Origin of the sequence: Nocardioides sp., from assembly GCF_964228225.1 — a bacterium.
Taxonomy (GTDB): Bacteria; Actinomycetota; Actinomycetes; order Propionibacteriales; family Nocardioidaceae; genus Nocardioides.
In genome coordinates, this window is sequence record NZ_CAXQZB010000077.1 from 19,904 (window position 1) to 32,323 (window position 12,420).

At 72.6% G+C, this 12,420-nt stretch carries 11 protein-coding genes; 9 read left to right on the forward strand and 2 right to left on the reverse strand.

Annotated elements, in window-relative coordinates; genetic code table 11:
• Positions 1-235: 235 nt before the first annotated feature.
• Together ACERUJ_RS17675 and ACERUJ_RS17680 are read right to left on the reverse strand one after the other, a co-directional pair.
• Complete coding sequence (locus ACERUJ_RS17675; protein ID WP_370250201.1) at positions 236-916, reverse strand: hypothetical protein; 681 nt, start codon at positions 914-916, stop codon at positions 236-238.
• A 108-nt stretch (positions 917-1,024) separates the two neighbouring features.
• Positions 1,025-1,795 carry an enoyl-CoA hydratase-related protein gene (locus ACERUJ_RS17680; RefSeq protein ID WP_370250202.1) on the reverse strand — a complete coding sequence of 257 codons (771 nt, stop codon included), beginning with the start codon at positions 1,793-1,795 and terminating at the stop codon, positions 1,025-1,027.
• Positions 1,796-1,902: 107 nt separating this feature from the next.
• On the opposite strand from ACERUJ_RS17680, the gene ACERUJ_RS17685 reads away from it, so the two are divergent.
• The 9 genes from ACERUJ_RS17685 to ACERUJ_RS17725 all read left to right on the forward strand — a co-directional run bounded on the left by ACERUJ_RS17685 (position 1,903) and on the right by ACERUJ_RS17725 (position 12,275).
• Positions 1,903-3,576, forward strand: a complete 1,674-nt coding sequence (locus tag ACERUJ_RS17685) for a molybdopterin-dependent oxidoreductase (RefSeq protein ID WP_370250204.1) — start codon at positions 1,903-1,905, stop codon at positions 3,574-3,576.
• A 190-nt stretch (positions 3,577-3,766) separates the two neighbouring features.
• Positions 3,767-4,453, forward strand: coding sequence for a fasciclin domain-containing protein (locus ACERUJ_RS17690; protein ID WP_370250205.1), 687 nt, complete (start codon positions 3,767-3,769; stop codon positions 4,451-4,453).
• 49 nt (positions 4,454-4,502) lie between these two features.
• Entirely contained in the window at positions 4,503-5,108 is a 606-nt protein-coding gene (sigK, locus tag ACERUJ_RS17695) for an ECF RNA polymerase sigma factor SigK (RefSeq protein WP_370250206.1), read from the forward strand.
• Positions 5,105-5,845, forward strand: coding sequence for an anti-sigma factor domain-containing protein (locus ACERUJ_RS17700; RefSeq protein ID WP_370250207.1), 741 nt, complete (start codon positions 5,105-5,107; stop codon positions 5,843-5,845). The genes sigK and ACERUJ_RS17700 overlap by 4 nt, the downstream gene beginning before the upstream one ends.
• Positions 5,842-7,839, forward strand: a complete 1,998-nt coding sequence (locus tag ACERUJ_RS17705) for an FAD-dependent oxidoreductase (RefSeq protein ID WP_370250208.1) — start codon at positions 5,842-5,844, stop codon at positions 7,837-7,839. Before ACERUJ_RS17700 ends, ACERUJ_RS17705 begins: the two co-directional genes overlap by 4 nt.
• The gene (locus ACERUJ_RS17710) at positions 7,836-9,077 is read left to right on the forward strand and encodes a class I SAM-dependent methyltransferase (RefSeq protein ID WP_370250209.1); all 1,242 of its coding nucleotides are present in this window, start codon (positions 7,836-7,838) and stop codon (positions 9,075-9,077) included. The genes ACERUJ_RS17705 and ACERUJ_RS17710 overlap by 4 nt, the downstream gene beginning before the upstream one ends.
• Position 9,078: 1 nt before the next feature.
• A complete protein-coding gene (locus ACERUJ_RS17715; protein WP_370250210.1) occupies positions 9,079-10,377 on the forward strand; it encodes a class I SAM-dependent methyltransferase in 1,299 nt (432 codons plus the stop codon).
• A 22-nt stretch (positions 10,378-10,399) separates the two neighbouring features.
• A complete protein-coding gene (locus tag ACERUJ_RS17720) occupies positions 10,400-11,212 on the forward strand; it encodes a DUF1295 domain-containing protein (RefSeq protein WP_370250211.1) in 813 nt (270 codons plus the stop codon).
• A 301-nt stretch (positions 11,213-11,513) separates the two neighbouring features.
• Positions 11,514-12,275, forward strand: coding sequence for a tyrosine-protein phosphatase (locus ACERUJ_RS17725; RefSeq protein WP_370250212.1), 762 nt, complete (start codon positions 11,514-11,516; stop codon positions 12,273-12,275).
• Positions 12,276-12,420 lie beyond the last annotated feature (145 nt).

Below are 12,420 nucleotides of genomic sequence, written 5' to 3' on the forward strand. Positions count from 1 at the left end.
TTCAGCATCACCGTCAGCGCGGGGGCGGGGGCGTCACCGAGCGGGTCCGCCCCACCGCCCGCGATGCGCACCAGCGCGCCGTCGACGAGCTCGAGCACCCCGTGGGCCGCGACGGCGATCACCACCCGCTCGGCGTCGGCCGCCAGCGAGCCCGGAGCGAAGGAGGCCGTGGCAGCCGGGACCGGGGTGTCGAAGTCCGGGGTGGCCGGTGTCGTCAGCCCGCCGGTCACCCGGGTCATCGTCGCCTCCGGCGTGCCGGGATCGGAGATCGCCACCACCCGTGACTCGACGATGAAGTAGAGGTCGCCACCCGGACCGACTCCCATGGAGTCCACCAGACGCAGCGGGGTCGCGGTCGGCGCCCCGTACGCCCGTTGCCCGGGGTTGTCCTGGTACCGCCGACGCCCGCGATGTGGGTGAGGGTGCCGTCGGTCTCGAGCCGGTACACCACGCCGGCCGCGTTGTCGTAGAAGTACACCCCGCCCTCGGGGTCGACGGTGAGGACCGCCGGTGAGAGCGGCGACGTCGCCGCCGGGGTGCCGGTCGGGTAGGGGGACGCCGGGCCGAACCCGCCCGCTCCCGCGACGTAGTCGAGGTCGTAGCCGCCGTCACCGTCCGGCGTCAACGTGGCGATGCGTCCCAGGAGGAACGAGCTCAGGTAGATCGTGCCGTCGGCGGCGACGTCCAGGCCGTTCGCGCTGGGGAGTGCGGCGTCGGCGGCCGGGCCCGCGGGCGCACCGGGGCTCGGCGCCGGCGGCAGGTAGCCGGTGTTGACGATGACGTCCAGCTCGTAGCTGGTCGGATCGAGTGTCGGGTCCTCCGCGCGCGCCGGGGAGGGCGCGAGGGTGGACAGGGCGGTGGTCGCGAGCGCGACCACCGTGGCACAGGACAGCGCCACGGGGAGTCGTCTGGGCATGGGCCTTCGAGCCGTCGGACGGGGAGGCGGGGGAGGTGGACGCTCAGCCCGAACACTACGGGGGGCATCAACCCCTGCCCGACCGCCGACGACGCGGCGCGACGAGGCTCAGGAGCGCGACAGGAACGCCGTCATCGCGGCCTTGGCCTCCTCGGAGCCGAACAGCCGCGCCGACAGCGCCGCCATCCCGGGCCCGAGGGTGTCGATGCGGGCGAGCAGGTCGGCGTTGAGCAGGGTCTTGGTCTCCCGCAGGCCCTGGAGCGCGCCGGTGGCCAGCGAGGCGCAGGTGCGGGCCACGGCCTCCTCCACCTCATCGGCGGGCAGCGCGTGGGTGACCAGCCCCATGCCGACGGCGGCGACGGCGTCGAAGCGCTCGCCGCCGAGGAAGGTCAGCGCCGCGGCCCGCGACGTCATCCGCGGGAGCACGGTGAGGGAGATGACTGCCGGTGCCAGGCCGAGCTTGACCTCGGTGAGGGCGAAGTCGGCCTGCTCGGCGGCGATGACGACGTCGGCGGCCGCGACCAGGCCGATGCCCCCCGCGCGGACGGGGCCGTCGAGGCGCAGCACCACCGGCTGCGGCAGCGCGACGATGCGGCGCTGCATCTCCACCATCGCCAGCGCTCCCTCCTCCATCGAGCCGGTGGCGGCCTCGGAGAGGTCGGCGCCGGCGCAGAAGACCCGGCCGGAGGACCGCAGCTGCACCACCCGCACCGACGCGTCGTCGGCGACCGTGGCGAGGTGGCCGAGCAGGTCGGAGACCAGTCGCCGCGAGAGCGCGTTGCGGTTGTGGGGCGAGTCCAGCGTGATCGTGGCCACCGGGCCGTCGATCGCCAGGTGCACCAGCTCGGTGTCGGCCGGGGTGGGGGTCGCCTCGCTCATGGCGGCCATCATGCCGGGCTCCGCCGCGGGGTGTGAGGTGGGTCTCGCCGCCGGTGTCGGGCGCCTCCCGTCCCCATCCGAAGGGGTGGCGGTGCCGAACCACCTGCATGGCGACTTCCACCTCATCCACGACCTCGGCACCGCACCGGCGACCGGCGATCAGCCGTCGCTTCGCCGCGCTGGCCGGCCTGCTCGCCGCCGTGTTCGGAATGGCGGTGGGCCACCTGGTCGCCTCCCTCCTGAACCCCGACTCCTCCCCCGTGCTGGCGGTGGGCTCGACCGTCATCGACAGCACGCCGGCGTCGATGAAGGAGTGGGCCATCAGGACCTTCGAGTCCGACGGCTTCAGCATCGGCCCGATCGACTTCCCGGCGCAGAACTACGACAAGGTGGTGCTCGTCGGCTCGGTGCTGATCGGTGTGCTCGTCGCCGCCGGCCTGGCCGGCCTGCTCGTGCGGCGCAGCTTCCGCCTGGCGACCGGCGCGCTGCTCGCCCTGGTCGCCCTCTCGGGCGCCGCGGTGCTCACCCGGCCCACGGTCGAGGCGCTCGACGTCGTGCCCGTGCTGTTCACCGCCGCGGCGGGCGTGGCCGCGCTCTGGACCCTCACCCGCACGGCGCAGGGCCTGCCGCTGGACCCCCGTGCCGTGTCCACGGCCGAGCGTGCGAAGGCCGAGGCCTCCCGGGCCGAGGGCGCGGACGACGCCGCGGGGGTGCGCCCCACCCGCCGCGGCGTCCTGATCGCCACCGGCGCGCTCACCGCGGCCGCGGCGCTGTTCGGCGGTGCCGGTCGCTGGATCAACAGCATCCGCGCCCGTGCCGAGGACATCGCCCTGCCGACGCCGGCCTCCCCCGCGCCGGCGTTCCCGACCGGCCTGGAGGACACCTATCCCGCCATCACCCCGCTGCGGATGCCCAACAACACCTTCTACCGCGTCGACACCCGACTCGACACCCCCGTGCTCAGCAGCGCGGACTGGAAGCTCACGGTCGACGGCATGGTCGACAACCCCTTCGAGATCACCTTCGAGGAGCTGCTCGACATGCCGATGATCGAGCGCGACATCACCCTCACCTGCGTCTCGAACAGCGTCGGCGGCAAGTACGTCGGCGGCGCCCGGTGGCTCGGCGTCCCGTTGAAGGACATCCTGGACCGGGCCGGCGTGCAGTCCGGCGTCGACCAGATCTTCACCACCGACTTCGACGGGATGACGATCTCCACGCCCTACGACATCGCGACCGACGGCCGGGACTCGATGCTGGCGGTGGGCATGAACGGCGTGCCGCTCCCCCGCGAGCACGGCTTCCCCGTGCGACAGATCATCCCGGGGCTGTACGGCTTCATCAGCGCCACCAAGTGGATCACGCGGATGACGCTGACGACCTACGCGGACAAGGACTCCTACTGGACGCAGAAGAAGTGGGCCACCGACGCCCCGATCAAGCCGTCCACGCGCATCGACACACCCCGGTCGCTGTCCACCGCCCCCGGGTCGGAGCCGGTGCTGATCGGCGGCGTCGCCTGGGCCCAGTTCGACGAGGGTGTCTCCAAGGTCCAGGTACAGATCGACGGCGGCCCGTGGATCGACGCCGACCTCGGTCCTGACGTCAACTCCGTGTACTGGCGACAGTGGTACTACCTGTGGCAGGACGCGACGCCCGGCAGCCACCTCATCCGCGCCCGCACCATCACCGTCGACGGCCTGACCCAGACCGACGCACGGGTGGAGCCCTTCCCCGCCGGCTCCAGCGGCATCCACAGCGTCTCGTTCACCGTCGGCTGACCGACGGGCCGCACCCCGGCACCCCGGCACGTCCACGCGCCCCCGCGACCCCCTCGGTCGCGGGGGCGCGGTGCGTGTCTCCCCGGGTGAGCCAGGTCACCCGGAATCACGGAATCCTCGTCCAATCCGATCCAGAAGCGGACCCGAACCACTCCCGACATTCCACCCCGAACGGAAGGCCTTCATTCTCATGAAGCTTCAGACCCTGCGCCGCGGCACCGCGGCCGGCGCCGTCATCGCCCTGTCCCTCACCTTCGCCGCCTGCGGCTCGGAGGACGACAACGAGGCCACCGGCTCCGACACCCCCTCCGCCGCCGAGAACGGTGGCGACAACTCGGGCGACGAGGCCACCGGCGCCCAGGCCCAGACCTTCGGTGCCGGCTGCGCCGCGATCCCGACCGACCCCAACGACGCCGGCTCCTTCGAGGGCATGGTCCAGGACCCGGTCGCCACCGCCGCCAGCAACAACCCGGTCCTCAAGACCCTGGTCGCCGCTGTCAGCTCGGTCGACGGCCTCGTCGACACCCTGAACGACCAGCCGGCCCTGACCGTGTTCGCCCCCATCGACGACCCGGCCTTCGCCGCGATCCCGAAGGACACCCTGAACAGCCTCGTCGAGGGTGCTCAGAAGGACGGCATGGACTCCGACCTGGCCAAGGTCCTCGCGAACCACGTGCTCGCCGAGAACGACGACCCGGCCGCGGTCGTGGGCGAGAAGGAGACCCTCGCCGGTGGCACCCTGACCATCGAGGGCGACGAGAACGGCATGACCGTGTCCGACGGCACCGTCACCGCCAACGTGCTGTGCGGCAACATCCCCACCGCCAACGCCACCGTGTACGTGATCGACCAGGTCCTCACCGGGATCCTCGGCTGATTCACGCCACTGATCGACGACTGTCATACGAACGAGAGATGATCTGTTCATGGAGTCGTTGAGCCACCTGCGCGCCGGCGCCCCCTCGGGGGCGCCGGCGTCGTCAGCGGACCGGCTCGGCGAGCTGCTGCAGCGGTCCGCACGCGGGGACCAGCAGGCGTTCGCCGAGCTGTACGACGCGACGTCGTCGCGGATCTACGGCCTCGCCGTCCGGGTCGTCCGCGACCCGGCCCAGGCCGAGGAGGTCACCCAGGAGGCGTACCTGGAGGTGTGGCGCACCGCGTCCCGCTTCGACGCCCAGCGCGGCAGCGCGCTGTCCTGGCTGATGACCATCTGCCACCGCAAGGCGGTGGACCGGGTGCGGTCCGCGGAGGCCTCGAGCCGACGCGACAGCACCTACCACCAGCAGAACCAGACGATCGACCATGACGCCACCGCCGACGCGGCCCAGGCGTCGATGGAGGCCACGCGTGTGCGCCGCGCGCTGGAGGGGCTCACCCCCGCCCAGCGCGAGGCCATCGAGCTGGCCTACTTCGGTGGCTACACGCACACCGAGGTGGCGGGGATCCTCAACCTCCCCGTCGGAACAGCGAAGACCCGCATCCGCGATGGACTCATCCGGTTGCGCGACAAGATGGGAGTGGGGGGAGCATGAGCGGGGACATCCACGCGCTGTCGGGCGCATACACCGTCGACGCTCTCGACGACCTCGAGCGCGTCCAGTTCGAGCGGCACCTGGCGCAGTGCGCCGCCTGCCGGCTCGAGGTCGATTCCCTGCGGGAGGCTGCCGGGCTGCTCACGACGCTCGCCGAGATCGCCCCGCCCGAGCGCCTGCGTGCCTCGGTGCTGACCAGTGTCACCGCCGTGCGGCCGCTGCCCCCGAACGTGGAGGTCCTGGCGGAGCGCACCCGCCGCACCCACCGCCGGTTTCCCGCACTCGCGGCAGCGGCGGCCGCGCTGATCGCCCTCGGCGCCGGCAGCGTCGTCACGGTGCAGGCGCTCGACGACGACCGTGCTCCCGCGCGGGAGCTGGCGGGGCCCGACAACTCCGCGCTGCTCGCCAAGGTCGAGAGCCAGCCCGACGCCGAGACCATCGTCTCCACGCTCGCCTCGGGCGAGAAGGTGCGGATCGTGCGCTCCAAGAGCCTCAACCAGGCGGTGCTCGCCACCGACGGCCTTCCGGGCCTTCCGGCCGACCGGGTCTACGAGCTGTGGCTGATCCACGACGGCGCCATGGTGCCCGCCGGCACCACCGACGGCGCCGGCGGCGTGCACACCCTCGCCGGTGACGCCGCCTCGGCCACCGGGGCCGGGATCACGGTCGAGCCCGTGGGCGGCTCCGGCCAGCCCACCGGCGCGCCGCTCGCCACCGTCTACTTCAACGGGTCGTGACCGGGCGCCGCATCGCGGTCGTCGGCTCCGGGGTCGCCGGGCTGACCGCCGCCTACATCGCCTCGCGCACCGCGACCGTCACCCTCTACGAGGCCGACGACCGGCTCGGCGGTCACGCCGACACCCACACGGTCCCCGAGGGCGAGCGCGAGCTGCGCATCGACACCGGCTTCATCGTGCACAACCCGCGCACCTACCCGGTGCTGCTGCGGATCTTCGCCGAGCTCGGCGTGGCCACCCAGCCCTCCGAGATGTCGATGTCGATCCGCGACGACGCCTCCGGCCTGGAGTGGGCCGGCGCGCTCGGTCGCAAGGGCCTGTTCCCCACCTCGGCCAACCTGCGCCGCCCGCAGTACCTGGCGATGCTGGTCGAGGTGCCGCGCTTCCACCGGCGCGCCAAGGCGCTGCTCGACGTGCCGGAGGACTCCCGCACGCTGCGGGAGTTCCTGGCCGACGGCCGGTTCAGCGCCTACTTCACCCGCCACTTCATGGAGCCGGTGGTGGCCGCAGTGTGGTCCTGCGACCCCGAGGTCGCGCTGGACTACCCCGCCCGCTACCTGTTCACCTTCCTGCAGCACCACGGCATGCTCGGCATCTTCGGCTCGCCGCAGTGGCGCACCGTCACGGGCGGCTCGCACTCCTACGTTGACCGGATCGCGGCCCTGCTGCAGGAGATCCGCCTCGGGGCGAAGGTCACCTCGGTGCTCGAGACCCCCGCAGGCGTGGAGATCACCGACGGCAACGGCGACGTCACCACCTACGACGCCGTCGTGATCGCCACCCACCCCAGCCAGGCGCTGTCGATGCTGGCCGACCCCACGCCGCTGCAGCGCGAGCTGCTCGGCGCCATGCCGTACTCGCCCAACACCGCGCTGCTGCACACCGACACCTCGCTGCTGCCCGACGCCCCGAACGCGTGGGCCTCGTGGAACTTCCGTCGTCCCGAGGGCCGCCAGGGCGAGGGCGTCGTCGTCACCTACGACCTCACCCGCCTGCAGCGCCTCGACACCGACGTCCACTACCTGGTCACCCTCGGCGGGGAGCACCTGGTCGACCCGAGCACGATCATCGCCCGGCGCGAGTACGAGCACCCGCTGTACAACCCCACCTCGGTGGCGGCCCAGCAGCGGCTCGGCGAGATCGACACCGACCGGGTCGTGTTCGCCGGCGCCTACCACGGCTGGGGCTTCCACGAGGACGGCGCGCGCTCGGGCCTCGCGGCCGTCACCCGCCTCGGCCTGACCTGGCCGGAGAAGCACGACCGCGTCGAGATCCCGGTGCAGACCGGCATCTACGCCACCGAGATCTCCCACACCCGGCGCCGGCCGTTCAAGCGTCGCTTCACCCACCGCTCGCACACCTGGGTGGTCGACGTCGACGACCTGCCCGACCACGGCCTGCTGGGCCGGTTCGAGGCGCGCGACCACGTCGGCGACCCCGCGGCCTCGATCCGCAGCAACGTCGTGGCCCTCCTCGCCGAGCACGACGTGCACGTGGGGGCCGGCAAGATCTTCATGGCCGCCCACCCGCGCGCCCTGGGCTACTGCTTCAACCCCATCAGCGTGTTCTGGTGCCACGACGAGCGCGGCGAGCAGGTCGCCACCGTCGTGGAGGTGCACAACACCTACGGCGACCGGCACGCCTACGTCGTGCACCCTGACGCCGACGGCCGCGCCCGCACCCCCAAGGCGATGTACGTCTCGCCCTTCCACGGCGTCGACGGCGTCTACGACCTCGTGGTGCCCCGACCGACCGACCGACTCGACCTCGTCGTCGACCTCACCACCGACGACGGCGCGCGCTTCAGCGCCTCCCTGCGGGGGCGCCGCGACCCCGAGGCGACCCCCGCGTCGGCCGCGCCCGCGGCTCTGCGAGGCTCGCTGCTGATCCGACTCCACGGCATCTGGCTGTGGCTGCGCCGTCTCCCTGTGCAGCCACGACCGTCCCACCCTCGTTGGACTCCCACCACCACGTCGAAGGAAGGCCTCCGATGACGCTGACCCCCGAGCGCAGCTCCGCGCGTTGGCCCGGGCTCGACACCGTGCCCGCCGGCCCCCGCACCGCCGTCTCCGCGCGCGTCGCGCGCCGCCTGTTCCTCTCCGCCGTGCGTCGACTCGACGTCTCGGTGCACCTGGGCGGCGAGGTGTACGGCCGCGGCGGCCCGACGATGGTCGTGCACCGGCCCGAGGAGTTCTTCGCGCGCATCGGACGCGACCAGCTGATCGGGTTCGGCGAGGCCTACCTCACCGGCGCCTGGGACGCCGAGGACCTCGGCGCCTTCCTGGGCGTCCTGGCGGCGGAGATCACCGACCTGGTGCCGCAGAGCCTGCAGAAGTTCCGCGCCCTGGTCACCAAGCGGCCCCCGAGTGCGCAGAAGAGCAGCAAGAAGAACTCCAAGAACAACATCGCGCACCACTACGACCTGTCCAACGACCTGTTCCAGCTCTTCCTCGACCCGACGCTGACGTACTCAGCGGCCTACTTCGAGGGCGACCCGGCGCTGGCGCGGCGGGCCGACCTCGAGGTCGCCCAGCACCGCAAGATCGACCGGATGCTCGACGAGGCCGGCGTCGGCGAGGGCACCCGGCTGCTGGAGATCGGCTCGGGCTGGGGCGCGCTCGCGATCCGCGCCGCCCGCCGCGGTGCCACCGTGCGCACGATCACGCTCTCGGAGGAGCAGAAGGCGCTGGCCGACCAGCGCATCGCCGAGGCGGGCCTGAGCGAGGCGATCTCGGTGGAGATCTGCGACTACCGCGACCTGCAGGGCACCTACGACGCCATCGTCTCGGTCGAGATGATCGAGGCCGTCGGCTGGCAGTACTGGCAGGAGTACTTCGAGGTCCTCGACCGCGTGCTCGCGCCCGGTGGGCGGATCTGCATCCAGGCGATCACGATGCCGCACGACCGGATGCTGGCCACGCGCAACACCTACACCTGGATCCACAAGTACATCTTCCCCGGCGGGTTCCTGCCCTCCCTGGAGGCGCTCGACGACGTCACGCGCCGCCACACCACCCTGCGGATGGGCACCCAGCACAGCCTGGGCCTGCACTACGTCCCGACCCTGAAGTTCTGGGACGAGGCCTTCCTGGAGCACCGCGAGGAGGTGCTCGAGCTCGGGTTCGACGAGACGTTCATCCGGATGTGGCACTTCTACCTCGAGTACTCCCGCGCCGGTTTCGCGTCGGGCTACCTCGGCGACTACCAGCTCACCTTCACCCGCGAGGACTGACATGACCACCACCCAGCAGCCCACCCCCACCGCGGCCACCGGCGGCGTCGCCGGCCGGCTCGCCGAGGCGCTGGAGCCCTTCGTCGGCGGCGAGCTGCCCGTGCGGCTGCGCGCCTGGGACGGCTCGGAGGCCGGGTCCACCGACGGCCCGCTCGTCGTGCTCCACTCCGCCGACGCCGTGCGGCGCCTGGTGTGGCGACCGGGCGAGCTCGGCGCGGCCCAGGCCTACGTCACCGGTGAGCTCGACGTGCCCGAGGTCGACGGCTGGACCCTCGACAAGGCCCTCACCTACGCCTTCGCCGTGGCCAAGGAGCGCGGTCTGAGCAGCGGCCGGCCCGCCCCGGCCGCGCTGCTCAAGGCCGTGCGCACCGCGGTGGGCCTGGGCGCCTTCGGCACCCCGCCGCCGCACCCGGCCTCGCAGGCCCGGATCCGCGGCAAGCTGCACTCCAAGCTGCGCGACATCCGCTCGATCAGCCACCACTACGACCTCAGCAACGAGTTCTACTCCTTGATCCTGGAGGAGAACATGGCCTACTCGTGCGGCTACCACGTCGACGGCGAGGTGTCGCTGCGCGAGGCGCAGGAGGCCAAGCTCTCGCTGGTCTGCACCAAGCTGGGCCTGGAGCCCGGGATGCGCTTCCTCGACGTCGGCTGCGGCTGGGGCTCGCTCTCGCTGCACGCCGCCGAGAAGTTCGGCGCCCAGGTGGTCGGCGTGACGATCGCCGCGGAGCAGAAGAAGTTCATCGACGCCCGCATCGCCGAGCGCGGCCTGCAGGACAAGGTCGAGATCCGGCTGTGCGACTACCGCGACGTCGAGGGCACCTTCGACGCCGTCGGATCCCTGGAGATGGGCGAGCACGTCGGCCAGAAGAACTACCCCACCTACGCCGAGGTGCTGCACCGTGCGGTGCGCCCCGGCGGTCGGGTGCTGGTGCAGCAGATGTCGCGCACCGGCAAGTGGCCCGGCGGCGGCCCGTTCATCGAGTCCTTCATCGCCCCCGACATGTACATGCGTCCGGTCGGGGAGACGGTGGGCTTCTTCGAGCGCGCGGGCCTGGAGGTGCGCGACGTGCACGCGATGCGCGAGCACTACGTGCTCACCGTCGCCGGCTGGCTCGAGCGGTTCGAGGCCAACATCGACCGGCTCACCGAGCTCGTGGGCGAGGAGGTCGTGCGGGTGTGGCGGCTCTACCTCGTCGGTGGTGCGATGGCCTTCCGCGACGGCCGGATGGGCGTCGACCAGATCCTGATGGTGCGTCCCGACGCGCCCCACACCCTCCCCTGGAAGCGCACCTTCTAGGCCCACCCCCACCGGAGGCACCATGACCCCCCTGCTCGCCGTCCTTCTCGCCGCGGGGGTGGTCCTGGTCAGCATGGGCGCCACGGCCCTGCGGGCCCGCCAGCTCGACAAGGTGGCGGTGATCGACGTCGCCTGGGGGGCGGGCTTCGTGCTCGTCGCGCTCGTCACCGCCCTGGTGGCCCAGGCCACCGACGACGGCGACCCCGCCCGGAGGTGGCTGCTGGTGGCCCTCACCGCCGCCTGGGGCCTGCGCCTGGCCTGGCACGTCCGCAGCCGGGCGATCGGCGCCCACGCCGGCGCGGAGGACCCCCGCTACGCCGAGCTGCTGGGCGGCCCGCCGTCGCAGATCGGCATGCTGGTCGTGCTGCGCCGGGTGTTCCTGGTGCAGACGCTCGCGCAGTGGTTCGTGGCCCTGCCCGTGGCCGTGGGGGTGGTCAGCGACGACGTCGCGTGGCCGGTGGTGGCCGTGGGCGTCGCCGTCTGGGCGCTGGGGCTGTTCTTCGAGACCGTCGGCGACCGCCAGCTCAACGCCTACAAGGCCCGCCCCCGCGACGAGCGGCCCCCCGTGCTCGACACCGGTCTGTGGGCCTGGACGCGGCACCCGAACTACTTCGGCGACGCCTGCGTGTGGTGGGGCCTGTGGCTGATCGGCGGCGCCGCCTCGGGTTGGGAGCTGGGCCTGGCCACCGTGCTGTGCCCGCTGGCGATGACGCTGTTCCTGCGCAACGTCACCGGCGCCAAGCTGCTGGAGAAGACGATGATGCAGCGCCCGGCGTTCCAGGAGTACGCGACCCGGGTGCCGATGTTCGTGCCGCGGCCGCCGCGGCGTCGCTGACGGACCGTATCGCGAGGAAAACGCACGAAGGCGGTCGGCTCCCCCCGACCGCCTTCTGCCCGGTGCCACACGAAGCGGCTCCGGTGTGCGAGTGGATTCCCTACCTCAGATCGGTAGAGGATCCCCTCCCCTTGCGACGACTCTCCCCAGGGCCGTCACGACTAGCCTAGTACCCCTCGTCAACCGGTCTAACCCTCGATCGGACAACTTTCTCTAGTCCACTCGGGCCAGCCCGTTCGGGGGGCCCGCCCTGGGGTCGCCAGTGGGGCGGCCCCGGGCCTCCAGACCCTAGGCTGGAGGGGTGGAAGCCTCCCCGGTCCTGGTCAGCGCCGACAACTTCCGCGACGTCGCCGGCCCCGGTCTGCGGGCCGCGGACGGCGCGCCGCTGCGGGCGGGCGTGCTGTTCCGCTCCAACGAGCTGCGCCTGATCGAGGAGGACACCGCCACGCTGACCGGCCTGGGTCTGGTCGCCGTGCACGACCTGCGGGAGGGCTACGAGGTCGACCTGCACCCCGACGTGCCGGTGCCCGGCACGACCTGGCACCACCGACCCGTCCCGGGGATCCCCCACGCCGTCGGGGCGCAGCTGCGCACGGCCGAGGAGTCGGTGACCGCGGTGATCGGGGTGTACCTCGGGTTCGTCGACGACGACCGGGCGACGGCCTCCTTCGGGGCGCTGCTGCGCGACCTCGCCGCCGCCACCGGGCCCCAGCTGTTCCACTGCACCGCGGGCAAGGACCGGACGGGCTGGACCGCCGCGCTGCTCCTGCACCTCGCCGGCGTGGCCTGGGCCGACATCGAGGCCGACTACCTGGTGACCAACGACCGCTCGGCCGCGACCCGCGCGAAGTACCTCGGCATGGTGGCCGAGCACCTGGGCGCCGACCGCGTGCCGGCCTTCGAGCCGCTCATGCTGGCCGACGTCGCCTACCTGCGCGCAGCCCGCGACCGCGCCCTGGCGGTGCACGGCACGCTGGAGACCTACCTCGCCGACGGCCTCGGCGTGGACGCCGACGCGCAGGCCGCCCTCACCGCCCTGCTGCGGGGTGCGGGCGTCTCGTGACACTCGCTGGCGCTCGTTCCTCGACGACCGTTCCTCCCCCCGGTCGTCGAGGAGGCGCCCCAGCGCCGTCACGAGACGCAGCGCGACGACCGCCGACCCACTCCCACGGTCGTCGAGGAGGCGCCCCAGCGCCGTCACGAGACGC